The sequence below is a fragment of the Bradyrhizobium sp. USDA 4472 genome (genome assembly GCF_054058595.1).
The window spans coordinates 6,921,085-6,946,570 of sequence record NZ_JBSSAM010000001.1 but is presented as its reverse complement, the minus strand read 5'-3'; the positions used below and the strand labels follow the sequence as shown (position 1 = coordinate 6,946,570).

The 25,486-nt window shown below is 64.7% G+C and carries 24 protein-coding genes; 12 read left to right on the top strand and 12 right to left on the bottom strand.

The annotated features are described in order from the left end of the window. From ACVWZ4_RS32810 to ACVWZ4_RS32790, 5 genes are all read left to right on the top strand, one after another. Positions 1-1,899: a potassium transporter Kup gene (locus tag ACVWZ4_RS32810; RefSeq protein WP_456703046.1), complete on the top strand. Its 1,899-nt coding sequence runs from the start codon at positions 1-3 to the stop codon at positions 1,897-1,899. Positions 1,900-2,053: 154 nt separating this feature from the next. Then, positions 2,054-3,982, top strand: coding sequence for a potassium transporter Kup (locus tag ACVWZ4_RS32805; RefSeq protein ID WP_456703047.1), 1,929 nt, complete (start codon positions 2,054-2,056; stop codon positions 3,980-3,982). A gap of 160 nt (positions 3,983-4,142) precedes the next feature. Continuing rightward, positions 4,143-4,469, top strand: coding sequence for a rhodanese-like domain-containing protein (locus tag ACVWZ4_RS32800; RefSeq protein ID WP_456703048.1), 327 nt, complete (start codon positions 4,143-4,145; stop codon positions 4,467-4,469). Between the two features lie 7 nt (positions 4,470-4,476). After that, positions 4,477-5,655, top strand: a complete 1,179-nt coding sequence (locus ACVWZ4_RS32795) for an aminotransferase (RefSeq protein WP_456741977.1) — start codon at positions 4,477-4,479, stop codon at positions 5,653-5,655. A 7-nt stretch (positions 5,656-5,662) separates the two neighbouring features. Continuing rightward, complete coding sequence (locus ACVWZ4_RS32790; RefSeq protein WP_456741976.1) at positions 5,663-6,775, top strand: polyamine ABC transporter substrate-binding protein; 1,113 nt, start codon at positions 5,663-5,665, stop codon at positions 6,773-6,775. A 215-nt stretch (positions 6,776-6,990) separates the two neighbouring features. Here ACVWZ4_RS32790 and ACVWZ4_RS32785 read toward each other — a convergent pair whose 3' ends face one another. Continuing rightward, the gene (locus ACVWZ4_RS32785; protein WP_456741975.1) at positions 6,991-12,138 is read right to left on the bottom strand and encodes a hypothetical protein; all 5,148 of its coding nucleotides are present in this window, start codon (positions 12,136-12,138) and stop codon (positions 6,991-6,993) included. 233 nt (positions 12,139-12,371) lie between these two features. Between ACVWZ4_RS32785 and ACVWZ4_RS32780 the strand changes: the two genes are divergently transcribed. Beyond that, positions 12,372-14,117, top strand: coding sequence for a winged helix-turn-helix domain-containing protein (locus ACVWZ4_RS32780; protein WP_456790445.1), 1,746 nt, complete (start codon positions 12,372-12,374; stop codon positions 14,115-14,117). A 2-nt stretch (positions 14,118-14,119) separates the two neighbouring features. Here the strand turns inward: ACVWZ4_RS32780 and ACVWZ4_RS32775 are convergent, their stop codons facing one another. The 6 genes from ACVWZ4_RS32775 to ACVWZ4_RS32750 form a co-directional block, all read right to left on the bottom strand. After that, a complete protein-coding gene (locus ACVWZ4_RS32775; RefSeq protein WP_456703053.1) occupies positions 14,120-15,052 on the bottom strand; it encodes a lipid A biosynthesis lauroyl acyltransferase in 933 nt (310 codons plus the stop codon). Between the two features lie 11 nt (positions 15,053-15,063). Then, positions 15,064-16,341 (bottom strand): beta-ketoacyl-ACP synthase, encoded by a 1,278-nt coding sequence (locus ACVWZ4_RS32770; RefSeq protein ID WP_456703054.1) that lies wholly within the window; start codon positions 16,339-16,341, stop codon positions 15,064-15,066. 104 nt (positions 16,342-16,445) lie between these two features. Then, positions 16,446-17,651: a beta-ketoacyl-ACP synthase gene (locus ACVWZ4_RS32765; protein WP_456703055.1), complete on the bottom strand. Its 1,206-nt coding sequence runs from the start codon at positions 17,649-17,651 to the stop codon at positions 16,446-16,448. Beyond that, positions 17,648-18,118 carry a 3-hydroxyacyl-ACP dehydratase FabZ family protein gene (locus ACVWZ4_RS32760; RefSeq protein ID WP_456703056.1) on the bottom strand — a complete coding sequence of 157 codons (471 nt, stop codon included), beginning with the start codon at positions 18,116-18,118 and terminating at the stop codon, positions 17,648-17,650. Before ACVWZ4_RS32760 ends, ACVWZ4_RS32765 begins: the two co-directional genes overlap by 4 nt. A 10-nt stretch (positions 18,119-18,128) precedes the next feature. Continuing rightward, a complete protein-coding gene (locus ACVWZ4_RS32755) occupies positions 18,129-18,416 on the bottom strand; it encodes an acyl carrier protein (protein WP_007592476.1) in 288 nt (95 codons plus the stop codon). Between the two features lie 221 nt (positions 18,417-18,637). Beyond that, a complete protein-coding gene (locus tag ACVWZ4_RS32750; RefSeq protein ID WP_456703057.1) occupies positions 18,638-18,982 on the bottom strand; it encodes a hypothetical protein in 345 nt (114 codons plus the stop codon). Between the two features lie 219 nt (positions 18,983-19,201). On the opposite strand from ACVWZ4_RS32750, the gene ACVWZ4_RS32745 reads away from it, so the two are divergent. Continuing rightward, the gene (locus tag ACVWZ4_RS32745; RefSeq protein ID WP_456703058.1) at positions 19,202-19,828 is read left to right on the top strand and encodes a ParB-like protein; all 627 of its coding nucleotides are present in this window, start codon (positions 19,202-19,204) and stop codon (positions 19,826-19,828) included. Positions 19,829-20,007: 179 nt separating this feature from the next. Here ACVWZ4_RS32745 and ACVWZ4_RS32740 read toward each other — a convergent pair whose 3' ends face one another. Next, positions 20,008-20,175, bottom strand: coding sequence for a hypothetical protein (locus ACVWZ4_RS32740; RefSeq protein ID WP_456741973.1), 168 nt, complete (start codon positions 20,173-20,175; stop codon positions 20,008-20,010). Positions 20,176-20,188: 13 nt separating this feature from the next. Here ACVWZ4_RS32740 and ACVWZ4_RS32735 point away from each other — a divergent pair, with 13 nt between their 5' ends. Continuing rightward, positions 20,189-20,332, top strand: coding sequence for a hypothetical protein (locus ACVWZ4_RS32735; protein ID WP_456741972.1), 144 nt, complete (start codon positions 20,189-20,191; stop codon positions 20,330-20,332). Positions 20,333-20,346: 14 nt separating this feature from the next. Here the strand turns inward: ACVWZ4_RS32735 and ACVWZ4_RS32730 are convergent, their stop codons facing one another. Then, positions 20,347-20,550, bottom strand: a complete 204-nt coding sequence (locus ACVWZ4_RS32730; protein ID WP_456734825.1) for a hypothetical protein — start codon at positions 20,548-20,550, stop codon at positions 20,347-20,349. 146 nt (positions 20,551-20,696) lie between these two features. On the opposite strand from ACVWZ4_RS32730, the gene ACVWZ4_RS32725 reads away from it, so the two are divergent. The 4 genes from ACVWZ4_RS32725 (at position 20,697) to ACVWZ4_RS32710 (ending at position 22,460) form a co-directional block, all read left to right on the top strand. After that, a complete protein-coding gene (locus ACVWZ4_RS32725; protein WP_456703062.1) occupies positions 20,697-21,428 on the top strand; it encodes a Crp/Fnr family transcriptional regulator in 732 nt (243 codons plus the stop codon). Positions 21,429-21,436: 8 nt separating this feature from the next. Further along, positions 21,437-21,679 (top strand): DUF6894 family protein, encoded by a 243-nt coding sequence (locus tag ACVWZ4_RS32720; protein WP_456734826.1) that lies wholly within the window; start codon positions 21,437-21,439, stop codon positions 21,677-21,679. A 277-nt stretch (positions 21,680-21,956) separates the two neighbouring features. Further along, complete coding sequence (locus ACVWZ4_RS32715; protein ID WP_456741971.1) at positions 21,957-22,190, top strand: DUF6894 family protein; 234 nt, start codon at positions 21,957-21,959, stop codon at positions 22,188-22,190. A gap of 72 nt (positions 22,191-22,262) precedes the next feature. Continuing rightward, complete coding sequence (locus ACVWZ4_RS32710; RefSeq protein ID WP_456703065.1) at positions 22,263-22,460, top strand: hypothetical protein; 198 nt, start codon at positions 22,263-22,265, stop codon at positions 22,458-22,460. Positions 22,461-22,503: 43 nt separating this feature from the next. Here the strand turns inward: ACVWZ4_RS32710 and ACVWZ4_RS32705 are convergent, their stop codons facing one another. From ACVWZ4_RS32705 to ACVWZ4_RS32695, 3 genes are all read right to left on the bottom strand, one after another. Further along, positions 22,504-22,983 carry an MgtC/SapB family protein gene (locus tag ACVWZ4_RS32705; RefSeq protein WP_456703066.1) on the bottom strand — a complete coding sequence of 160 codons (480 nt, stop codon included), beginning with the start codon at positions 22,981-22,983 and terminating at the stop codon, positions 22,504-22,506. After that, complete coding sequence (locus tag ACVWZ4_RS32700; RefSeq protein WP_456741970.1) at positions 22,980-23,558, bottom strand: peroxidase-related enzyme; 579 nt, start codon at positions 23,556-23,558, stop codon at positions 22,980-22,982. The genes ACVWZ4_RS32705 and ACVWZ4_RS32700 overlap by 4 nt, the downstream gene beginning before the upstream one ends. 66 nt (positions 23,559-23,624) lie before the next feature. After that, positions 23,625-25,361 carry an ATP-binding protein gene (locus ACVWZ4_RS32695; RefSeq protein ID WP_456703068.1) on the bottom strand — a complete coding sequence of 579 codons (1,737 nt, stop codon included), beginning with the start codon at positions 25,359-25,361 and terminating at the stop codon, positions 23,625-23,627. Positions 25,362-25,486 lie beyond the last annotated feature (125 nt).

The window sequence follows — 25,486 nt, the reverse complement described above, 5'->3', positions numbered from 1 at the left end:
ATGACGGCGAGCATCACATCGACCGAGACCCGGGACGGGCCGGTCACTTCGGGCTTTTGGTCCCTCACGCTCGGGAGCATCGGCGTTGTCTTCGGCGACATCGGCACCTCGCCGCTCTACGCATTCCACGAAGCGGTTCGGGGAGCGGCTCACGGCGAGGCGGTGACGCGGATCATGGTGCTCGGCGTGCTCTCGCTGATTCTGTGGGCCCTGCTGATCGTCGTCACCGCCAAATACGTGCTGCTGCTGCTGCGCGCCGACAATAACGGGGAGGGTGGCACGCTCTCGCTGATGGCGCTGGGCCAGCGCGCGCTGGGGCGACGGAGCTGGTTCCTGCTCGCGCTCGGCGTGGTCGGCGCCTCCATGTTCATCGGCGACTCCATGATCACGCCGGCGATCTCGGTGCTGTCGGCGGTCGACGGCCTCAAGCTCGCGACGCCGGCGTTCGAGCATTATGTCGTGCCGCTCACGGTGCTGATTCTCGTGCTGCTGTTCGCGGTCCAGAGCAAGGGGACTGCGATGGTGGCCTCGGCGTTCGGGCCGGTGATGGTGGTCTGGTTCACGTGTCTCGCGCTGCTGGGCGTCATTCACATCGCCGACGATCCGTCGGTGCTGGCCGCGATCAATCCTTACTATGCGCTGCGGTTCCTGCTGTCGCACGGCACCATCGGCCTGGTGACGCTCGGCGCCGTGTTTCTCGCCGTGACCGGTGGCGAAGCGCTCTATGCCGATCTCGGCCATTTCGGCCGCAAGCCCATCCAGTCGGCCTGGATGTTCTTCGTCCTGCCCTCGCTGCTGATCAATTATTTCGGGCAGGGCGCTCTGGTGCTGTCCGATCCAAGCGCAATTGAGCACTCGTTCTATCGCATGGTGCCCGAGCATCTGGTGCTGCCGCTTGTGGGGCTTGCAACGGCAGCCACCGTGATCGCGAGTCAGGCGGTGATCACCGGCGCTTATTCGCTGGTCTACCAGGCGGTGCAGCTCGGCCTCTTGCCGCGCTTCGAGGTGCGCTACACCTCCGAGACGCATGCCGGCCAGATCTATCTGCCGCGCGTCAACCGGCTCTTGCTGATCGGCGTGATGCTGCTGGTGCTGTTGTTCCACACGCCCAGCAATCTCGCTTCGGCCTACGGCATCGCGGTCTCCACGACGATGGTCGCCGACGGGATCATGGGCTTCGTCGTGATCTGGAAATTGTGGAACTGGAAGGCCGCGACCGCTGCAGCCGTGATCCTGCCCTTCGTCATGGTCGACATGACCTTCTTCAGCGCCAATCTGCTGAAGTTGCTCGAAGGTGCCTGGGTGCCGCTGTTGTTCGGCGCGGCCATGGCCGGGACGATCTGGACCTGGCGACGCGGCTCGGGGATTCTGATCCAGAAGACGCGCCGGATCGAAGTGCCACTCGACGATCTGATCCGCAGCCTCGAGAAGCGCCCGCCGCACATCGTCAAAGGCACGGCAGTGTTTCTGACCAGCGACCCCGCCTTCGTCCCGACGGCGCTGTTGCACAATCTCAAGCACAACAAGGTGCTGCACGAGCACAATGTGATCCTGACCATCGAAACCGCGCACACGCCGAGGGTCGATCTCTCAGAACGCTTCAAGATGGAGAAGATCAGCGAAAAGTTCTCCAAGGTCCGCCTGCGCTTCGGCTTCATGGAACAGCCGAACGTGCCCAAGGCGCTCGCGATCGCGCGCAAGCAGGGCTGGCAGTTCGACATCATGTCGACCTCGTTCTTCGTGTCGCGGCGCTCGCTGAAGGCGTCGGCGCAGTCCGGCATGCCGTTGTGGCAGGATCACCTTTTCATTGCTCTCAGCAGGTCTGCTAACGATGCAACTGACTACTTCCAAATTCCGACGGGGCGTGTGGTTGAAGTCGGAACCCAGGTCACCATTTAAGGGGTCCATGGGAACGCAACGGGCGAACCTATGCCGTTTTCGCATGCCACAGGCCCGAAAACGGGCTAGGCTATGCCATCAGCGCAGGACTATAAGCCGCGCGCTCCTGCGCCGTTGTGCAGTGAAGCATTTTTAGAGGCCACCAGGCTCTCCCATGACGAGTGACGTAGCAGTTCCCGCCCCGGAAACGGCGGCGGCCAATGGGCATGGCGACGCCCACACCACCGCCGGTTTCGGCGCGCTGACGCTCGGCAGCATAGGCGTCGTCTATGGCGATATCGGCACCAGCCCGCTCTACGCGTTCCGTGAGGCCGTGATGGCGGCTTCCGGCGCCGAGGGCGCGCCGACGTCCGCCGCTGTTCTCGGCGTTGTCTCCCTGATCCTGTGGGCGCTGATCGTCGTGGTCACGCTCAAATACGTCGTCATCCTGTTGCGCGCAGACAATAACGGCGAGGGCGGTACGCTGGCACTGATGGCATTGGCCCAGCGCGCGGTCGGCACCCGCGGGGCGACCATCGTTCTGCTCGGCATCATCTCCGGGGCCCTGTTCTACGGCGATGCCGTGATCACCCCGGCGGTCTCGGTGCTGTCGGCCCTCGAAGGCATGAAGGACGTCACGCTGCGGTTCGAGCCCTACATCGTTCCGCTGACCGTGGTGATCCTGATCGTCTTGTTCGCCGTGCAATCGCGCGGCACTGCCCGCGTGGCGACGTTCTTCGGCCCCGTGATGTGCGTCTGGTTTGCGGTGATCGCGGTCGCCGCGGTCCATCCGATCATCGCTCAGCCGCAGGTGCTGTTCGCGCTGAACCCGCTCTATGCCGTCTCGTTCATGCTTCACCACGGCATCATCGGCTTCGTGACGCTCGGCGCCGTCTTCCTGGCGGTGACCGGCGCCGAGGCGCTGTATGCCGACCTCGGCCATTTCGGCAAACGGCCGATCCAGACCGCCTGGCTGTTCATCGTGCTGCCGTCGCTGGCCCTGAACTATCTGGGGCAGGGTGCTCTCGTGCTCGGCGATCCCAGCGCGATCGAGAGCCCGTTCTTCCAGTTGTTTCCGCAAGGTCTTATTCGGGGCAGCGTCGTCGTGCTGGCTACCGCCGCCACCGTCATTGCGAGCCAGGCCGTCATCACCGGCGCCTATTCGCTGACGCGGCAGGCGATCCAACTCGGGCTGCTGCCCCGCTTCGAAATTCGCCATACCTCTGAAGCCCATTCCGGCCAGATCTTCATCCCGCGGATCAATCAGCTGCTGCTGGTCGCCGTGATCATGATGGTGCTGCTGTTCCGCTCCTCGAGCGCGCTGGCCTCCGCCTACGGTATCTCCGTCACCGGGACCATGGTGGTCACGGCATTGATGGGCTTTGTGGTGATATGGAAGGTGTGGCGATGGTCACCCTTCGCCGCGGCAGCCCTGATCGCGCCGTTCCTGTTCCTCGACCTGACCTTCCTCGCCGCGAACCTGCTCAAGGTGTTCGAGGGTGGCTGGGTGCCGCTCGCGCTCGGCTCCCTCATGATCATCATGATGTACACGTGGCGGCGCGGCAGCCGGCTCTTGTTCGAGAAGTCGCGCAAGCTCGAGTTCCCGCTTGCCGACCTCGTGGCGATGCTGGAAAAGCGGCCGCCGCAGCGGGTGCCCGGCACGGCCGTGTTCCTGACCAGCGATCCCCTGAGCGCGCCGACCGCGCTGATGCATAGTCTGAAACACTACAAGGTGCTTCACGAGAAGAACGTCATTCTCACCATCGAGACCGCGCAGACCCCGCGCATCGATCCGGCCGAGCGGGTGAAGCTGGAGGCGATTAGCCCGACCTTCTCCAAGGTGACGCTGAAGTTCGGCTTCATGGAATCGCCCAATGTGCCGAGGGCACTGGCAATCGCCCGCAAGCTCGGCTGGCAGTTCGACATCATGTCGACCTCGTTCTTCCTGTCGCGCAGGGCGCTCAAGCCTGCTGCCCATTCGGGGATGCCGCGCTGGCAGGACCGGCTGTTCATCTCGCTCAGCCGCTCCGCCAACGATGCCACCGACTATTTCCAGATACCGTCCGGCCGTGTCGTCGAGGTCGGCACGCAAGTGACGATCTAGGCCGGCGAACCAAAGCCGCACTTCAAGTCGCTGCGATTTAGCTTTAACTTGCGCAAGGCAGCTCAAGCCTTTGTGGCGCTTGATTTTCGCGTGCCGAGAGGCGAGGTTGCCGCCGGCCGGGATCGCCCGGCGAGCGCGCCCTGCGACGTTGGAGGATGATGTGGCAAATCAAGTACAGGATATGACCCCCGAGGAAGTTTCCAAGGGTGTCGCAGAGGGCCGCTATCTGCTCGTCGACGTCCGCGAGCCGAACGAAGTCGAGGCCGAGGCCTATCCCTACGGTGTCGTCGTGCCGCTCTCGACTTTCGATCCCGCGGCGATCCCCGATCCCGCCGGCAAGGAGGTCGTGTTCGCCTGCCGTTCCGGCAAGCGTTCCGTCACCGCCTCGCTCGCAGCGCAAGCCGCGGGGCTGCCTTACGACAAGCATCTGGCCGGCGGCATGCTCGGCTGGAAAGCGGCGGGGCTTCCCAGCAAGGTTGGTGGCTAATCCCGCGATGACCAAGAGCACTTCGCTGAACAGGGTCTTCGCCGACCTTCCTGTCACCATCTTCGAAGCGATGTCGCAGGCCGCGCGCGACAACAACGCCATCAATCTCGGCCAGGGCTTCCCCGATGATCCCGGCCCCGAGGATATCAGGCGCGCCGCGGCCGACGCCTCGCTCAACGGCTACAACCAGTATCCGTCGATGATGGGCATCCCGGAACTGCGCCAGGCCATCGCGACCCATTATGATCATTGGCACAACCTCAAGCTCGATCCGATGAGCGAGGTGATGGTGACATCGGGCGGGACCGAGGCGCTGACCTCGGCGATCCTGTCGGTGGTGCAGCCCGGCGACGAGGTGGTCTGCTTCCAGCCGGTCTATGACTCCTATCTGCCGATCATCCGCCAGGCCGGCGGCATTCCGCGCCTGGTGCGGCTCGAACCGCCGGGCTGGCGATTGAATGAGGGCATGCTGAAAAGCGTCTTCAATTCAAAGACCAAGGCAGTGCTGTTCAACAACCCCTTGAATCCTAGCGCGGTGGTCTATCCGCGGGAGGACCTCGAGCTGCTCGCACGCTACTGCCAGGAGTTCGACGTCATCGCGATCTGCGACGAGGTCTGGGAGCACGTCACCTTCGACGCGCACAAGCACATCCCACTGATCACCATCCCCGGCATGCGCGGGCGCACCATCAAGGTCGGCTCGGCGGGAAAGATCTTCTCGCTGACCGGCTGGAAGATCGGCTTCGTGTGCGCGGCGCCACAGCTGTTGCGGGTCGCCGCCAAGGTGCACCAGTTCCTGACCTTCACCACCGCGCCGAACCTTCAGGCCGCCGTCGCCTACGGCCTCGGCAAGCCCGATGAGTACTTCCTGTCGATGCGGAAGGACCTCACGCGGAGCAGGGACCGCCTGACCAAGGGGCTGGAGAGCCTCGGCTTCCCCGTGCTGAAGTCGCAAGGCACCTACTTCCTCACCGTCGACCTGTCGCCGCTCGGGCTCAACGAGAGCGATGCCGAGTTCTGCTGGCGGATCGTGAAAGACTACAAGGTCGCCGCGATTCCGGTCTCGGCGTTCTACGAGCAGGACCCGGTGACCTCGGTGGTGCGCTTCTGCTTCGCCAAGAAGGACCAGACGCTCGACACCGCACTGGAGCGGCTGTCGGACGCGATACGCGGACGGAAGAGGTAGACCTGAGATGACGAACGTCAGCCGCTCCCGGTTTCGCCTGGGTTTTGCAATCGCCGCGGCGCTGACATTGCTTTCGCCTCCCGCCGGGGCCGAGGAGCGGGTCGTCAACTTCTACAACTGGTCGAACTACGTGGCACCGGGAGTCCTGGAGGACTTCACCAAGGAAACCGGCATCAAGGTGGTCTACGACACCTTCGATGCCAACGAGACGCTGGAGACGCGGCTGATGGCCGGCAAGTCCGGCTACGACCTCGTGGTGCCCACGGCTTATTTCCTGCAACGCCAGATCAAGGCGAACATCTTCCAGAAGCTCGACAAGTCGAAGCTGCCGAAGCTCGCCAACGCATGGCCGATGGTAACGAAGAATCTCGCGACCTATGATCCCGGCAACGCGTTTGCCGCGAACTACATGTGGGGCACGACGGGCATCGGCTACAACGTCGCCAAGGTGAAGCAGATCCTCGGGCCCGACGCCAAGATCGACAGCTGGGACATCGTCTTCAAGCCGGAGAACCTCGCCAGGTTCAAGGACTGCGGCGTGCATATGCTCGATTCCGCCGACGACATCTTTCCGGCGGCGCTGAACTATCTCGGGCTCGATCCGAACTCGACCAAGCAGGCCGACCTCGAGAAGGCTGCCGACGTCGTCGCAAAGGTCCGTCCCTTCGTGCGCAAGTTTCACTCCTCCGAATACTTGAGCGCACTCGCGACCGGTGAGATCTGCTTCGTGGTCGGCTGGTCCGGCGACATCATGCAGGCCCGTGCACGGGCGGCGGAAGCCAAAAGCGGCATCGAGATCGGCTATGCCATTCCGAAGGAGGGGGCGCAGATGTTCTTCGACAATCTCGCGATCCCCGCGGATGCCAAGAACGTCAACGAAGCCTACGAGCTGATCAACTATCTCTACCGTCCCGACGTCGCCGCCAGGAACTCGGACTTCCTGTCCTACGCCAACGGCAACCTCGCCAGCCAGAAGCTGGTCGATCCGAAAATCTTGAACGACAAGAACATCTATCCTGATGAGGCGACGCTCGCAAAACTGTTCGTCATCACCGCCCGCGATCCCGCCACCCAGCGCATCATCAACCGGCTCTGGACCAAGGTGAAGACGGGGCGGTAGAGGGGCCGCGATCGGTGGCGACACCGATCCGACGACTCAAATCCGCAAAACAACCCCATGCACAGTAGGACCGCGGCGTGAACCGCCGACCGAGCGCGCCGCGTCAGGCTCTCCGGTCATTTGACACGTCGGGCAAAACACCGGCATGATGGCATCCTGCCCATCATGTTCAGACGCCGCTCTCCGCACGAAGTATCGCGAGCGCAGCGCACTGCTTACCACTCATACCGCACCGTGCCCTTGCCGGCGTATGAGCGCGTCACGCTCGAGAATTCACCTTCGAAACTTGCCGCGGCCGACCAGCCGTTCAGCCACTTCATTTCCGCGGAGGCGGTGGTAAGGGCGGCCTCGGCTGCCGGTCGGGCGCCGCTGACGACGAAGCTCGCGCCGGGAAGGGCCTGGAACGTCGCGGCGACCGAGTGATCCGGATTGAAGTCGTGCGCCCAGGCTGCGCGACCGCGCAGGGTGAGGATGCCGTTCGCAAGGCCGAAGGATTTGTCGGTGCGCAGGCCGAGCTCGCTGCGCGTGTCGGTCACGCTCTTAGCCGCATAGCTCAGCGCGAACGCGCCTCCGCCTGAGACGACGGACTCCGCATAGCCCGGCAGATTGAACGTCGTGAACTGGCCCGCGGCGTAGGGAGTCACGCCGACGCCGCCGAGCCACGGCGCAATGAGGCGATAGCCGCCTTCGAGACGGCCGCTCCAGGCATTGGCGTTGAACTCCGCGCGCAGATGATCGACGCCGGCAAGCGTGACCGTGCGATCGGTGGTGACGTCCTGCCAGCCATAGGCGAGCGCCGCCGAGATGTAGCCCGGACCGTTGCTGTGGCGAACATAAGCGCCAGCCTGGAACAGGTCGGAGCGTCCGGTGCCGCCACCCACCACGGAGAAGCTGGTGCCGCCACCGGCGAGCGCAAAGCCGGCCAGCGTCTGTGGCGAGAAGGCGTATTCGGCGCCCACGGCGGTGCCGAACAGGTGGCTGGTCGCGCTGTTCGTGCCCTGCGCGATGTTGCCGTCCGTCGTCTGCGATCCTCCGAAGCCCGTAGCCCACACGTTCCAGCGCTGCTCGAAGGTGTTGGCCGGCGGCAGCATCGCGAAGGCGTCGCGCGCGGCGGCGGCCGGTGCGGTTTCGGCATAGGCCGGCGGCGAGGATGCGCCGCTCTCGCGGCCGGCGCCCGAGGGATCGGTGAGCAAGCCCATGAACTGGCCCATGGCCTGGAACGTCGTTTGCTGAGAGCCTGATGCGGTCTCGCCGGAGGCCTGTGTCAGGCCTTGCGCCGTGAGGCCGCTATAGACCAGCGAGATGCCGCCGGTGCGGTTGAAAAAATCGATGATGGCGTTGCCGACATTCTGCTGGTTGCCGCTCGGGCTGCCGCCCGATGGCGCAACGAAGGTCAGGGTCAGGTTCAGATAGGCGTGCGTGCTGTCGTAGCTCAGTTGGCTATGAAAGTTCGACGGCAGGTTGGTGTTGACGAGCGAGCCGAACGTGCCGCTGATCGCGCCCGCCTTCAGAATGGTATATTTCTTGGCGACGTAGCTGCCGCTGGCATAGACCGCGGTCGCGGTGGCGCCAGACAGCGTCGCGGTGCCCGTGACGCTGGCGAACGAGGCGGTCGAGGGGTTGATCTGAACCAGATAAATCGCGCCGGAGGCGAGCGCGAGGCTGCCGGTGACGGACGCCGAGGTGCCTGGGGTGGTGCCGGGCGCATAAGTGCCACCGCTGTTGACGTTCAGCGTCGCCGTCGAACCCGTGCCGGTGAGGATGCCGCCGTTCACCGTGGTCGTTCCCAGGATCGAACCCGAGTTGGTGGCGGTGCCCGAATTGTTGGTCAGGCCGCCGCTCAGCGTGCCTGAATTGGTGACGGCGCCGCTGTTGGTGATGAGGCCGGATACCGTGCCGCCGGCGTTGTTGATGAAGCTGCCGGCGTTCGCAACCGTGCCGGTCCACACCGCGTTGTTGGTGATGGTGCCGGTGTTGCGGACGACGTCTGCGGCGTACGTGCCGCTGTTGGTCACGCTGCCGGCGTTGTCGAGGGTGTCGCTGATGCTGCCGCCCGCGGAAACCACGATCGTGCCGGATGAATTGTTGACGATGCCGCTGGCCGTCGCCGTCAACTGTCCGGTACTGGCGACGATGATCGCGCCGCTATTGGTCAGAAGACCCTGAATGGTGTAGTCGCCGTTCGCGTTGATCGCCAGCGTCGCGCCATGGGCGTTGGCAAAGGCGGAGTCGCTCGTCACGATGCCGCCGACGTTGAACACGCCGTTGGCATTGTTGGCGATGTCGCCGTTGATCGCGCCGCCATTGGCGTTGACGGTGGCGGTGTTGGTGAGGCCTCCCGCAATAGTGTTGGTGGTCGTCAGCGTGCCGCCAAGGACGTTCACGCCGCCGTTGAGCCGGCCTGCATTGTTGGTGGTTCCGGTGGTGGTGAAAAGCCCGCTGACGATGCCAGCGGCGTTGTTGAGGAAGATTCCTGCGTTGGTGGTGCCGCCGGTCGTCGTCACCGTGCCGTCGTTAGTGAAGACGCCGGCATTGTTGGCGATGGCAGTGGCGCCGAGCGCCCTGCCTGAGGAGACAATAACGGCCGACGCTGAGGTCGAATTATTGGCGAGAGTGGTTATGCCGCTGAAATTGCCGCCGGAGACCGCAAGCGTCGCCGTGCCGCTGTTGGTGAAGTTGCTGTTGGACGTGAGCGCGCCGGCCACCGTGAACGAGCCGGTGCCCTGGTTGGCAATGCCGTCGTTGATCGCGCCGGCGGCATTCACGATGCCGGTATTAGTAAGGCCGCCGTTGACGGTGCCGGTGGTGGTGAACGTGGCGCTGTTGGTGGTGCCGCCCGTGGTCGTCACCGTGCCGCTGTTGGTGAAGGTACCGGCGTTGTTGGCGATGGCAGTGGCGCCGAGCGTCCTGCCTGAGGAGACAATAACGGCCGACGCTGAGGTCGAATTGTTGCCGAGAGTGGTGATGCCGGTGAAATCGCCGCCGGAGACCGCCAGCGTTGCCGCGCCGCTGTTGGTGAAGGTGCTGTTGGACGTGAGCGCGCCGGACACCGTGAACGAGCCGGTGCCTTGGTTGGCAACGCCGTCGTTGATCGCGCCGGTGGCGTTCACGGTGCCGGTATTGGCAAGGCCGCCGTTGACGGTGCCGGTGGTAGTGAACGTGGCGCTGTTGGTGGTGCCGCCCGTGGTCGTCACCGTGCCGCTGTTGACGAAGGTGCCGGCATTGTTGGCGATGGTGGTGGCGCCGAGTGTCATGCCCGAGGAGACAATAACGGCCGACGCTGAGGTCGAATTGTTGGTGAGGGTGGTGATGCCGGTGAAATTGCCACCGGAGACCGCAAACGTTGCCGTGCCGCTGTTGGTGAATGTGCTGTTGGTCGTGAGTGAGCCGGTCACCGTGAATGTGCCCGTGCTCTGGTTGACAATGCCGTCATTGACCGCGCCCGCCGCATTCACGGTGCCGCTGTTGGTAAGTCCGCCATTGACGGTCCCGGTGGTGGTGAAGGTGGCGCTGTTGGTGATACCGCCGGTGGTCGTCACCGTGCCGCTGTTGACGAAGGTGCCGGCGTTGTTGGCGATCGTGCTGGCGCTGAGCGTCCTGGCAGAGGAGACGTTGACGGCCGAGGCTGACGTCGAATTGTTGGTGAAAGTGGTGATGCCGGTGAAATCGCCGCCGGAGACCGCGAGCGTTGCCGTGTCGTTGTTGGTGAAAGTGCTGTTGCTCGTCAGCGCGCCGGTCACCGTGAATGAGCCCGTGTTCTGGTTGACGATGCCGTCGTCGACCGCGCCCGCCGCATTCACGGTGCCACTGTTGTTAAGGCCGCCATTCACGATCCCGGTGGTGGTGAAGGTTGCCGCACTTCCGTTCGTGGTGCCGCCGGTCGTCGTCACCGTGCCGTTGTTGGTGAAGGTGCCGGCATTGTTGGCGATGGCGGTGGCGCTGAGTGTCATGCCGGAGGCGACAATAACGGCTGACGCCGACGTCGAATTGTTGGTGAGCGTGCCAATTCCGGCCATGTTGCCGCCGGCCAGCTTCAACACGCCGCTGTTCTGGTTTGTGATGTCGCCTGTGACGGCGACGTTGCCGCCGAGCACGTTGATGTTGCCGTCATTGACGATGCTGTTCGTTCCCGAAGACAGCGTCGCCGTTCCGCCTGGACCGTTGAAATTGATCGTGCCGCCGCCAAGATTGTTCACTGCACCGGCGTCGGCAATGGCACCGCCGGCGCCGACATCGATGACCGCGCCGTTGTTGAGCGTGTTGCCGACGCCTTGCAACCTCGCCCCGGCGCCGATGCTGATCGTGCTGGCATAGTTGGTGATCGTCTGGGCGCTCAGCGTGCGGCCGACGCCGATGGCGATGGTGCCGTAGTTCGTCAGACTCGTGATGCCGGTTGCGTCATTCGCCGCCGTCGCCCCTGTCACCGACATGGTGACGCCGCCATTGACCTGGACCGTGCTGTTGAAAGCGCCTGCCATGGTCGTGGCGCCGAAGAGCTCGATCGCGCCGATGTTGCTGCCGGCGAGCGCAGTGATGCTGTTGACGCCACCGGTGATGACGACGGCGGACGACAGCACGCCGGTCCCGCCGCCAAAGGGGCTGTGGTTGGCGCCACCCTCCTCACCGCCGGCGATCGTGCCGCTGTTCACGATCGTCAGGTTCTGGCCGACGATTCCGTAACCGCCGGCCTGCGGCCTGGAGGATATATTGACGTTCTGGAAATCTGTGCCGCCGCCACCGCCCTTGATCGAGCCCGAATTGGTGATCGTCAGCCCGGCGGAAGCCGTCGCGGTCACGCCGTTGCCGCCGCGCCCGCCGATGCCATCTGCAGGAGACGACGGAAAGGGGACGCCCGGACCGTAACTCGAACCACCGCCGCCGGCATCGCCGCCGGCGATCGTGCCGGTATTGACGAGATGGCTAGCCGTCGTGGCGATGACGCCCGACCCGCCGCCGCCACCACCGCCGCCGGCCCCAAAGGCATAGGACGGGAAGAAGGGCGAGGCCCCAAAGCCGCCGTTGCCGCCGTTGCCGCCCGTGATCGCGGCATTGTTGGTCAAGTCCGAGCTTACGGTCAGCCCGGCGCCGCCTGCGCCGCCGCCGCCGCCGCCCGACCCAAAGCTGTAGCCCTGGCCACCCCCGCCGCCCTGATCCGAGCCGCCGCCGCTGCCGGCGGAGCCATTGCCGCCGGGCCCGGTGCCGTTGCCGCCGTTCGTGCCAGTTGTCGAGCCGTCGCCGCCGAGACCTGCCGCGCCACCCCCGCCTGCCGCCGAACTTGACCCGTTCCCGCCACCCGCACCATTGGCGCCGGTGCTTTGCGCCAGCGCCGGCAGCGTCGATAGCAACGCTAAGGCCGTCGACACTAAAAAGAGTGCCCGCAAGCTGCGGGCTGCTTTGAAATAATTTTTCCCCGTCCGCACTAACTTCCCCCGGCATACGATCGCGAGTCCACGGTTGGATTCATCGCATCGGGCGGGGGTGGTGTCCTGATAAGGCGTTGGCTAGTTTCTGAAAGTTTCTGATATTTCCATTTCAGACCCGATCTTCGGGCATTTTCGGCAGACTTCCGCTATACGACCCGGCCGGGAGAGTTGCTTTGGGGGATCATTTGCTTCGTTTCGCCGGCTTCGAGCTGGACCTGCAGCGCGCGGAGCTGCGCGGGGCCGATGGCACGCCGATCAAACTCCGGCCCAAAACCTTCGAGATGCTGCGCTTGTTCGCGAGAAGCGGCGGGCGGGTGCTGAGCAAGCAGGAGCTGATGGAGGCGGTCTGGCCGTACGTCCATGTCGGCGAGGACAGTCTGTTCCAGTGCATCCGCGAGCTTCGCACCGCGCTCGGAGACGAGCGGCGGCAGCTGATCAAGCTGGCCTCCGGCGGCGGCTACCTGCTGGCGGCAGAGGTCGTGGACACGCCTGATGCCACGGCGCAGGCAGAGGCGACGCCGTCGGCTGCAACCGAGGCGGGCGAGCGCGGCCGGCCCGCCTTGGTCGCCACGCAGCCCGTGCGACCGCAGCGTGCCATCTTCGGTTTGAGCCGTCGTGCCGTCGCCGCCGCCGTGGCGGGGCTCGGCGTGATCGTCATGGGGCTCGCGGTGGCCGCGCCCGTGCTGAAGCCGGACCTGCTGTTCAAGCGGACGCCGCCGCGCGTCGCGGTGCTGCCGATCGTTGATGCCAGCAACGATCCCCGGGGCGTGGCGATGGCAGCGGAAGTGACCGGCCGCCTCACGGATGGTTTTGCCAAGATCCAGAACATCAGCGTGGTGGCGCCACGATTGGCGGCGGTCGCGGGCAGCGAGAGCACCGCACCGGCTGCGTCATCGGAGTACGAACTGCGGGGCGAGCTGCAACTCGGCGGTGAATCCTGGACGCTGCGGGCGCGGATCATCAAGGCGGGCACCGGCGAGGTTCAATCGGTTGCGGCGGCGTCGATCAGTGCTGACGAGGCGGACGCGCGGCTTGCGCAGGCCCGGCTTGCTGCGGGCGTCGGCCATGTGCTCGCGAGCGGCCTGAATGAAATCCTGGAGCCGAGCGCATCGTCATCCGCACGCCGCAAATCATCGGCGAGCGGCGACAAGGTGGCGGTCGAGCAGGCGCTCGCCTCGATCAACCAGACCACGCGCGAGCGTTTCGGTGCGGCGCAGGCCATGCTGCAGAAGGCGATCAGCGAGGATCCAGACAATGTCGATCTTGCCGTCGCGCTCGCCTCGCTGCAGATGCGCGGCATCCAGATGGTCTGGTTCAGCCCGGAGGAGGCCGTTGCAGTCGAGGCCAGGGCCAACGCGACGCTCGAGCAGGCGTTGCGATCGAGGCCGAATTCGATTCCGGTGCTTGAAGCGCGTTGTCGCTTCCTCAGCGCGACCAACCACTTCGTGGAAAGTCTCGTCACTTGCGCCAAGGCCTTGAGCTTCGATCCGTGGAACGGGTCCGCGCTCTATTTGATCGGGCTCGGGCAGATCTTTCTCGGCCGCTTCGACGATGCGCTCGCGACGTTTGAGCAGGCCGATCGCTACGACACGCCGCCGGCCTCGCGCTGGACCTGGCTGCTCGGCGCAGGCACCGCGAATGCCTTGATGGGGCGCTACGAGGAGGCGCTGCCGTGGCTGCAGCGTTCGATCGCGATCACGCCGGCAACCGGCCGCTCGCACTTTCTTCTCGCCGCCACCTACCAGAGACTGGGTCGCAGCGAGGAGGCGAAAGCGGCGATCGCGGAAGGGCTGCGCTTGCGGCCCGGCACGAACGGACAAAGCGTCTGGCCGCCGATGAAGAACGTCAGCCCGGTGTGCGTCGCAGCCTGGGAGCGGGTCGTGCAGGCCGAGGTCGACGCAGGATTGCCGGAGCAGTAGGCCTACCGCCACCTGCGATGCAGCCAGAGCCACTGCTCGGGATATTCGCGCACCCAGCCTTCCACCACGTCGGTGACGGCCTGGGTCGTGCCCTGGATGTCGATCTTGCCTTCGGCGTCGCGCACCGGCGGGATCTCTTCCGTGAGCTCGGTGCGGAAGCGGAAGCCGGGAAGGCGGATGACGCGCACGCCGTGGATGGGGCACTCGACCTGGCGCAACAGGCGCGCCAGCGTCGGGTTGGCGCGGGTCTTGCGGCCGAAGAAGGTGACCTCGACGCCGCCGGTCAGGTACTGGTCGATCAGGATGGCAACGTGCTTGCCGTCCCTCAGCGCCTGTCCGAGCCGTAAGGGTGCGTCGCGGCCCGCGGGGATCAGCGTGCCCATGTTGACCTGGCGCATCTGCTGGATGATGCGGTCGGCGGAGGCAATGTTCGGCCGGCGGTAGAGGATCGCGGCGTCGAGGCCATGCGCGGGGGCCGCGAGCGCAGGCAATTCCCAATTGGCCAGATGCGCGGCGAAGATCAGGGCCGGCTTGCCGTCGTCCCTGATGCGGTCGTACAGCTCGATGGTCCGCGGCGACAGCTCGATTCGGCTGCGCTCCGGATGCGCGCGATCGTAATCCCAGACATGATCGATATGGGCGAACTCGGCGCCGACGCGGCCGAGATTGTCCCACACGCCCATCAGGATCTCTTCGATCTCGTCCGGCGACTTCTCGGGAAAGGCCGCGGTGAGATTGGCGCGGCCGATGCGATGCTCGCGCAGCCGCGGGCCGATGGCCTTGGTGACGCGCGCGAAAAAGTCCGATGTCTTGATCGGATCGAAATAGCGCGTGGTGCGCAGCATGCCGACGGTGGCGGCGCCGATCAGGCCTCCTCCGATCGACTTGGCTGCGTTCCGCGCGCGAATCTTCGTGCTGATGGGAATCAGCGCCATGCTGCGTCCGGTCAGGCCGGTTCGCGGGTCAGGATCAGCGAGGCGTTCTGGCCGCCGAAGCCGAACGAGTTCGACATCACCGCGGTGACGCGGGCGTCGCGCGCCTTGTTGCCGACCACGTTGAACAGGATCGTGGGATCCGGCGTCTCGTAGTTGATGGTCGGCGGGATGCGCTGATGCTCGAGGGTGAGCAGCGAGAAGATCGCCTCGACCGCGCCGGCGGCCGAGATGGTGTGGCCGACCATCGACTTGTTCGAGGTGACCGGAATCTTCTGCGCGAGATCGCCGAACACGGCCGAGGTCGTGTTGAACTCCATCTTGTCGTTCTCGGGCGTCGCCGTGCCGTGCGCGTTGATGTGGTCGATCTGATCGGGGGTCATGCCGGCATCGGCCAGCGTCTTGTTCATGCAGCCGATGATCGGCTTGCCGTCGGGCGAGGAGCGGGTGCGATGGAACGAGTCCGTGAGCTCGCCGCAGCCGGCGATCACACCGAGGATTTTTGCGCCGCGCGCGGTCGCGGCTTCATAGCTTTCCAGCACCAGGGCACCGGCGCCTTCGGCCATGACGAAGCCGTCGCGGTTCTTGGAGAAGGGGCGGGAGGCCGCCTGCGGCGGATCGTTCTGGGTCGACAGCGCCGAGAGCAGCGAGAAGCGCACCAGCGCCTCCGGATTGACGGTGCCGTCGGTCGCGACGCACAGCGCCGCATCGGTCTCGCCGCGGCGGATCGCCTCGACGCCGAGCTGGATCGAGGTCGCGCCCGACGCGCAGGCCGTCGACAGCGAGATCGGCGAGCCCTTGGTGCCGAAGGTCTCGGCGAGGTGAGCGGCGACCGAGCCGAACATGAAGCGGTGGTGATAGGCGCTGTACTTGCCGCCGCCGGAGATGCGCAGCAAATCGTCATAGGTGAAGTCGGGCGCGCCGACGGCGCGGCCGAGCTCGCGGCGCTGCGGCCACTCGACTTCAACAGGCGCAACCGCGAGGAAGAGCGGGCCGGGGAAATCGGCCTTGGCGCCGATGCCGGCCTGCTCCAGCGCTTCCTGCGTGACCAGCTCGGCCATGCGTTCGGACAGGCCGGTGGAGGAGAACGGATCGACGCTGACGAAATCGACGGTGCCGGCCATCGTGGTCTTGAGCCCGTCGACCGGAAAGCGCGTGATGGTGCGGATGCCGGATTCGCCGGCAACGAGCTTCGACCAATTGTCGGCCTTGCCGGCACCGAGCGAGGTCATGATGCCCATGCCGGTGACGACGACGACGGGACGCCCGAGTTTGTCGCGTGGTGCAGTCATGTCGATCGTCCCCCGATAGAGCTGGAACATGATCCGGAAAACCGTGACGCGGTTTTCCGGTAAGATCATGCTCGAAACAACAACCGGCTAAAGCGCGGCGCGCTTTAGCTTACAGCCTCGACCAGCGCCATGCCTTCGCCGCGCCAGTGTCCGGCTCCCACCACGACAATCTGGGTGGGCGCCGACTGCATTTCAATCTCGGTCCCGGTCGAATCGTTCGGCGGGAACAGCGCGCCGCGCGAGATCGAGAGCGCGGCGAGCGCAATGCCGAGCGGAAATTGCGTTTCCATGGTGTGGCCGAACATCGTGCCGGTCGCGCGCACCGGGAAGTCGGCGTGCTTCTTCAGGAAGTCGCGTTCCTCGGACGTGGCGGGCTCTGCGCCTGTCGCGCCCGAGATGATCGCACCCTTGCCGGCGCGCTTGGGCAGCTTGTCCCAGAGCTTCTCCAGCGTCGCTTCCATGTCGCCGGACTGCTTGCGCCGGGCGAGATCGGTCACCACGCTCGACAGCTTGGCGTACGGTTTCGCGCCGCGCGCTTCCGCATGCGCCCTGGATTCCAGCACGAGGAAGGCACCGGCCGAGCCGAGCGCGAAGCCGGCGTGATCCTTGCGCGCCCAGACGGGGGCGAACTTGTCCTTCAGGTTGAAGTCGCCGAATTCGTAGAGCACCATGAGGTCCTTGCGCTCGCCATTATGCGAGCCGCCGACCAGCGCAATATCGCTTTCGCCCGAGGCGATGCGCGACAGCGCGATGCGCGCGGCGTCGGCACCCGCAACCTCTTCGCCCATGAAGGTGCGCGAGGTGCCGCCGAGGCCGTTGACGATGGCGATGTTGCCGGCGAGCAGATTGGAGAGCTGGGCCAGAAACAGCGTCGGCCTGAGATCGCTCATCAGCCGCTCGTTGAGGAAGCCCGGCGCGTTGGCGCCCTTGGCCTCGGCGGTGAGCACGCCGGTGTCGACGTTGAGATCGCGCTCGCCGCCACCGGCGGCCACGACCATGTCGATTTTCGAGAGGATATCCTTGTTGCCCTTGATGCCCGCCGAGTCGAGCGCGAGGCCCGCGGCATAGACGCCGATGCGCTGCCAGGCTTCCATCTGGCGCTGATCGCCCTTCTTCGGGATCTGGCTGTCGAAGGTGACAGGCAGCAGCGGATGCACGATGAAAGGTGCGAAGCCCTTCTCGTCGACGTTGATGCGCTTCTCCTGGAGCGCGGCCCAGTTGGCATCGAGCCCTTCACCGAGCGAGGTGGCGAGACCAATACCGGTGATCCAGACTTCCGTCTGGCCCGGCTTCGAAGCTGTGTCATTCATGGCGAGACGGCCTGTTGCGGAAAACCGACGCGCTTGGCGACAGCGTCCATGTATCCGCGCATATCCGGATTGGGGAAGGGAATCAGCGTGAAGGTGAGCGTCGAATTCGCGCGCAGCTTGCCGCCGACCCGGATCTTGGCCTCGGTCATCGCATAGCCCGAGCCCTCGTGGACGAGGCTCGCCTGGAGGGTCATGAGGTCGCCCGGATACACCGAGCCGCGCACCTTGGCTTCCTTCACGGCGGCGAGGATCGGCATGCGCTCGAACTTCAGGAGGCCAAGCAGCAGAAAGCCCGAGGCCTGCGCCATCGATTCGATCAGCAGCACGCCGGGCATCAGGGGAAAGCCCGGGAAGTGCCCTTCGAAGACGGTGCTCTCCCGGGGGACCTGGGCCTCGACGACGATCGTCTTCTCGTCGACCTTGAGGTCGACGATGCGATCGATCATGTGGAAGTATTCGAGTTGCATGATCGCCCGATTAGGCGCTTGCGCCCTTGGCGGCAACCAGCTCGTCGATGCGCGCACACAGGTTCTTCAGCACGAAATACTGCTCGGTGGTGGCCTTGCCGTCGTTGACTTCCTGGGTCCACTTTTCGAGCGGCAGCTTGATGCCGAACTGCTTGTCGATCGCGAAGGCGATGTCCAGGAAATCGAGGCTGTCGATGCCGAGGTCATCGATGGCATGGCTGTCGGGCGTGATCGTGTCGCGCGGGATGTCGCAGGTTTCAGCGATGATCGTAGCGACCTGATCGAATGTGGAGGACATCACTAAGCCTTTGATATATTGCTGTATTTTTCAGGTATCCCAGAGTGGCACGGTGGGTGGACATCGCGCCCCTGATGACACCCTCTAACCCCCTCTGGACGGGTCGAGAGCCCGTATATCGGAGCGCCGCCTTGAGTTCAATGGAGCCGGACGGGACCGTGGACAGGGACGCCGGGTTGGGCGGTTTCCGCCCACGGGGTGTCCTGCGCCCGGAAGGCGGTCTAAATGTGCGGGGTCGTGATCTTGACGCAATCCCGCCGGCCCATCAGCACGCAATCCTGAGTCCGGCGCAAATCGGCGATGCTGACGGCGAGCCAGATTCCGATGGCGGTGAGGGCGATGGTGAAGGCCAAGGCCGCGATATTGGCAAGCATGCGGTGGCGGAAATCGTCCGGCTCAGCGCGCGGCTGCTCATAGCGGGACAGGTCGAGCGGTTCGGGGGCTGCTGCATGCAGCTGCTGTACAATGCCGCCACCCCCGTGGATCACAGGGGAGCGCGTCGTTCGCGGCCTGAACTGGAGCACCTGGTGCTCGCCGTCCGAGGTTATGGGCCGCTGGGATTTCATGGGACGAGGGTCACTCCGAAGCAGCGATTTTTAGATAGCATAAGCGCGACGGGGGGTGCGAGAAAATCTTCTCGCCGCTGCCAACCACGTGCCACTGCGCTGCAATAATGGCCGGCACAAAAGCGCCTCCAGTCTCGAACCCCATGTTGCCGCCACACGGCCGATGGCATAATCGGGAACCCGGACCACAGAGGCCACCAGACGAGAGGTCGTTCGATCATGACCACCAACGCGCGCGAGCCGAGAGTGCACCCGGTGCCGATCCTGTCGCTGCGGCCGACGCAGATGACGGTCGGCATGCGCGAGGTCAAGGAGAAGCGCAAGCGCTGGCGCGAACACGGCAAGAAGAAGCAGGCCGATCTGCTCGGCACCCATATGATCCCCGTCGTCGCCGGACCTGACGGGCGCTATTACGTCATCGACCACCACCATCTCGGCCGCGCGCTCCACGACGAGGGCATCAAGCAGGTGCTGGTCACCGTCGTCGGTGATCTCCGCATGGTCGAGCGCGAGGCGTTCTGGGGCGTGATGGACAACAAGCGCTGGGTCTATCCCTACGACAGCAAGGGCCAGCGTCGCCCGTTCCGCGATCTGCCGAAATCGGTCGTCGATCTCAAGGACGATCCCTACCGCAGCCTTGCCGGCGAGCTGCGCCGCATGGGCGGCTTCGCCAAGGACACCACGCCGTTCTCCGAATTCTTGTGGGCCGATTTCCTGCGACGCAAGCTGACGCGCAAGGCTGTCGACGCCAATTTCGACAAGGCGCTCGAGAAAGCGCTCGCGGCGGCCAAGAGCAAGGACGCGGTCTATCTGCCCGGCTGGTGCGGCCCGGCGTCGGACGATTGAGGCGTCCCGCGGAAAACATCTTCGCTCCGAAAGAAGCTCCTGTCGGCGACACGGTCCCGGTCGAAATCCTGCGCGCCGTGACGGCGCGGGCGCTGCTGTCTCATAGTTCCGGGTTTCCGAACTGGGCTTCCAAGGGACCCCTGACGCCGAATTTTGCCCCGGCTACGCGCTGGCAATATTCAGGCGCCGGACATGTGCTGCTCCAGCGCATGCGCGAAATCGTAACCGACCGGCGTGCAGCCCGATAAGCTCGATCCGATCACAGCGGCTTGAAGGAAATCATTTTCCGCGCCGACGAAACCGTCCTGAAACGGAGCCGCCCATCTAATTGCGGCAGTCGAGCTCACACAGGAGGCTCACATGCGGCGTCTGCTTTTCAGTATCGCCTTGCTCGCAGTTGCTTCAGCGGGAATCTCGGCCTCGTTTGCCGCGGTCCAGCAGGCCAGGACACTGACGTTTGCCGAGCGCTTTGCACCGGCACTTCCGCTGATGGTCAATCACTAGCGGCATACGCGCGATCATTTCGGATCTGGTAAGCCGGGCGGGGACAGCAACCGCTCCATCTCCGCGGCGGCCTCGCCATCGCGAACCTTCTGCAACAGCGTACGGCGCTCCGTGCCGGCGGGAAGATTCTTGGCCGCGGCGCGGGCATCCTGCGTGAATTTGGTCAGGCGTTCCTGGAGGGACAGGGCCGGTCGCGTACGGTTGCGCTTGTTGGTCATGATTTGCCCTTTCGAGCGCCGACGACACCATGTGCGGCCAAGCCGCGTCCTTAACTTTTGTTGGAACCGGGCAGCGCGATCGCGGGTTTTTCTCCCGCGGCGCTGCTGCGCCGTGAGTTCCATCTCCGCGACCGGAGGCAGACAAAGTGCCCAGCGACGCGATCCGCGCCGCGCTCATCGAGCGACTGCGCATTTCGTCCGCCATCGCGGACAAGGACATCAGGGAAATCGAAGCCCTGCCGATCTCGGTGCGTGAGTTCCCCGCAGAGACGGCGGTGGTGCGCGATGGCGAGCGTGCGACAAACTGCTGCCTGATCACCGACGGATTTTGCGCGCGCTCCAAGACGATCGCGAACGGCAAGCGGCAGATCCTTTCGCTGCACATCCCCGGCGAGATCCCCGATTTGATGAGCCTGTTCCTGCACGTCATGGATCATGACCTCGCGACGCTGACGCCCGCCACGCTTGGCTTCATCAAGCATGACGATTTGCAGAAGCTGCATCGCCGCAGCCCTGATCTCGCCGAGATGTTTTGGCGCGATACGCTGATCGATGCCGCCATGTTCCGCGAATGGATCGTCAATGTCGGTCAGCGTCCCGCGCCGGCGCGCCTCGCACACGTCATGATCGAGCTGCGCGAACGCCTCAGGCTCATCGGCCGCGTGGACGGCGACAGCTTCGAGATGCCGTTGACGCAGGAGCAGGTCGGCGAAGCCCTGGGGATCACCTCGGTGCACGCCAACAGGGTGATCAAGCAGGTGCGGCAGGACGGTATCGTCGAGTTCAATCGCGGCCGCGTCACCGTGCTCGACGAGCGGAAATTCCAGGAACTAGCGGATTTCGACGTTCGTTACCTGCATCAGTCGCCAACCCTTTGAGGCACCCGATGCCGCGCTTCCATTTCGACATCCACGAGGACAGCCGCCTGATCGCGGACGAAGACGGGCAGAATCTGGCGAATGTAGGCGTCGCCCGCAAGGAAGCGATGCTCACCGGCGCGTCCATCGCGCGCGAGGCGTTTCTCACCGGCAGCGCAGATCATGTCGTCGTGGACGTGCGCGAGGACGAGCATGCGCCGTGCCTGAAGATCTCGATCACGCTCGAGGTCGAAGAGCTGGCCGACGGGTAGCCAGGGCGACGCTGTGCGCGATCGGGGACAACAACCGAAAAATAGGAACGTCGATACGAGGACGACGTCATTCCCGTGCGATCGGCCTTCCGCCCGACTGGTCGGTTGCACCTTCAGCGGCGGTCCCGGCACGTACGCGTAAGAGCCGGGATCGTCCGCTCTTGGCACGATCCGGCTACCGTTTCGACTTGGTTGCGATCGCACGAATGCGCCGGCGACAGGAACGAAATTAACATGGATTACTTTACCCGTCGGGGAGCCCCGTCGAGTATTGGTCATGCCGCGATTCTTCTTCAATGTCCGGAACGGCGATCGGTTGAGCGATCGCGACGATGTTGGTCAGGAGCTTCCGGATCGGCGCGCCGCATGGGAGATGGCGACCCGGTACGCCGGCGACAGCCTGCGCGACCTCGATGGTGATCTGCAACCGGATGATGACTGGCAGCTTGACGTGCAGACGGAAGACGGCGCATGCGTCTTCCAGATCTTGGTCCGTGCGCGCCACGGGTGACCCCTGCCAGGTGCCCATCGCGCGAGCTAACGGGAACCCGGTTTTTGCCCCGACGCGACAAGGAGTAGAGGAATGAGCACACGAGACGACATTCACGCCACGCGGCGAACAGAACCGAATGGGGTCGAGCCGGCATTTTCCGAAGACGATCTGCAGCGTGAGCAGCTCGGACCGCGCGGTGTTCCCGGGCAGCCCGATAACGCCACGATGACCCCGCAGCGCGCCAAGAAAACGCCCGCGGAAGGCCATTTCGACGGACATACGTCCTGAACGCTGACGTGCATGCCGGGCGGTCGGTCACCTGAGAGGGCCGCTACGTCTGCCGATGGTCCTGGTGTGGCTCGCTCTTGCCGCCGAGCATTCGGTGCACTTGATGCTCGATGCGGCGGCCGACCGTGAGCACCGTAAAGGCGAGCCCCAGCGCGACTGCAACGATCTTCCATTGCCCGGCGCCGCAGACGATGCCGAGGCAGGCGGCCAGGAAGGTGCAGGCGGCACTGGTCAGGCCGCGGACGCGAAATCGGTCGCTCTCGTGGACGATCACGCCGGCGCCGAGAAAGCCGATGCCGGTAAGAATGCCCTGGATGACCCGGCTGGTGGCATCGACGGCCTTGCCGGGCTCGGCCAGTTGCAGCGCCAGCAGCACCACGGTCGCGGTGGACAGCCCGACGATGCCGAGCGTCTTCAGCCCGATCGGATTGCCGTGCAGATCGCGGTTGAGACCGATCGCGCTGCCGGCCAGTGTTGCGACGCCGAGGCGCAGCAGGATTTCGCTCCAGTCGAGCTCCGTCATGTTTTCGGCAGGCGCCCCATCAGATAGAATTCGTCGTTCGGCCGCATGCTGGTGAAATTCGCCAGTCGATTCGACAGGGCGAAGAAGGCGGAGATCGCGGCGATGTCCCAGACATCGTCGTCGCTGAAGCCGTGCAGGGCGAGGGCTGCGAAATCCTCCTCCGAGCTCTGCTGCGCGTCCGTCGAGATCTTCATCGCGAAATCGAGCATCGCCTTCTGCCGCGGCGTGATGTCGGCCTTGCGATAGTTGGTCGCGATCTGATCGGCAATCACAGGATTCCTGGCGCGGATGCGCAGGATCGCGCCATGGGCGATCACGCAATACTGGCACTGGTTGGCCGCCGACGTCGCCACCACGATCATCTCGCGTTCGGCCTTGGTGAGTCCGCTGTCCTTCTCCATCAGTGCGTCGTGATAGGCGAAGAAGGCGCGGAATTCGTCGGGCCGGTAGGCCAGCGTCAGGAATACGTTCGGCACGAAGCCGCTCTTTTCCTGCACGGTGAGCAGGCGCGTGCGGATGTCGTCAGGCAGGCTGTCGATGGCGGGTGCGGGGAAGCGTTGCACGGGCTTTGTCATGGCCATGGATTCCGGCTTTTGGGCCGGCAACCATAGTCGATGCGGAGGCCGTGCTCAACTTGCCCGTTACCGCAGCGGCTTCTTCAGCAGCGAGAAGCGATCGGGATCGAGCCCCAGCGAGGGCTGCAGCATCGGCGTTTCAGCAGGCGCGAGCGACCTGGCGGGCGGCGCGGCGAACACCGGGTCGTTCGGCACGTCGCGCTGCGAGGTGGCACCGCGCCAGCGCTCGAGGACGGCGCCGACGAAATGCATGTCGTGGCCGGCGCTGACCGATGGAACGCTCGAGATGGTGGCTTCGCCGCGGGGCAATTGATGGGGGGGCACTTCCTTGAACCGCAGGCGTGTCGGCAGTGCGACGCCTTCGCCGAACGCCAGCACCTCGCGGGTGCCGAGCGAGGGCACGAAGGACAAGAGGTTCGCGGCCGCGTCCGACACCGCGGCGCGCAGCAGCGCCTGGTCGCGGTCGTTGGCAAGACGCATCGTGAACAGCGTGTTGCACTGGGAGATGATGGTCGCGTCGAGCTCTGCGGGCCGCTGCGTGATCAGGCCGAGATAGACGCCGTATTTGCGGCCTTCCTTGGCGATGCGCGACACCGCCTTACGGGTCGGTCCGAAACCGATGTTGCGGTCGGCGGAGGCGTAACGGTGCGCCTCTTCGCAAACGAACAACATCGGCGAAACGCCGTCGCTCCACAGGCCGAAGTCGAAGGCCATGCGGCACAGCACCGACACGACGGAATCGATGACCTCTGCGGGAAAGCCGGCGAGCTGCATCACCGTCATCGGCTTGCCGTTGGCGGGCAGGCGGAACAGATGGCTGATCACCTCGGCCATGGTGTCGCCGCCGACATTGGCGTTGTCGAACATGAAGGCATAACGCGGATCGTTGCGGACCGCCTCGATGCGCGAGATCAGCTTGTGATAGACGATACGCGAGGAGCGGTTTTCCAGCTTGCCCATGCGCTCGTCGATCAGCGAGATCAAATCGACCAGGCGATACGGCACCGGCGTGTCGACGGTGAAGCCGATCTGCTTGGGGTCGATTCGCTTCAGGCCGAGGCGGTCGGCGCTCTGATACTGCGTGTAAATGCCCTTGGCGATCGGGATCACTTCGGCGAGGACGTCGAGTTCCTCGGGCACGCCGGCACGGCCGCCGAACAGCACGTCGACGATTTCCTCGAAGTTGAACAGCCAGAACGGCAGCTTCAGGTTCCGCGGGTTGAGCACCAGCGCGCGGTCGCCGAAGCAGCGGCCATATTCGTTGTGCACGTCGAGCAGGAAGATGCGCAGGTTCGGGCGCGCCTTCAAGATCTCGTTGAGCAGCAGCGACACGCCCGTGGACTTGCCGACGCCGGTCGATCCCAGGACCGCGAAATGCTTGGAGAGCATCTCCTCAATGTCGACATAGGCGACGACGGAACGGTCCTGCTGGAGGAAACCGACATTGATCTGATCCGAACCTGTCGGAGCGTAGATCGTGCGCAGCTCCTGGCTGGTGATCAGGTCCACGGCATCGCCGATGGTCGGATAATTGGTGACACCGCGCTGGAATTTCGGCTTGTCGGTGGCGTTGAGAATTTCGCCGAGCAGGTCGACCGAGGCGATGGCGATGTAGTCGGGACTCGACAAATTCTCGCAGGACACCTCCGTGATCATGGCGACGATGACCGAGCTGGCGCAGCGGATGCTGACGAAGCGGCCGACTGTGGCCCGAACTTCCGAGACCGGCATCCGGCTTTCCGCCAGAAGCCCGACCCGAGCGAGCGATCCGCGTACCGAAATGACGCGTCCAAAGGATGTCACGATGGATGAACCTGAAAAGTCAGACTGTTTGTCCGACTATGCCGGGACGTCGCTGCACAAACGGTTAAACGACGGGCGCGGGCGCTTTGTTAAATCCGCTACAATTCGGTCGATAGATTTGTTCG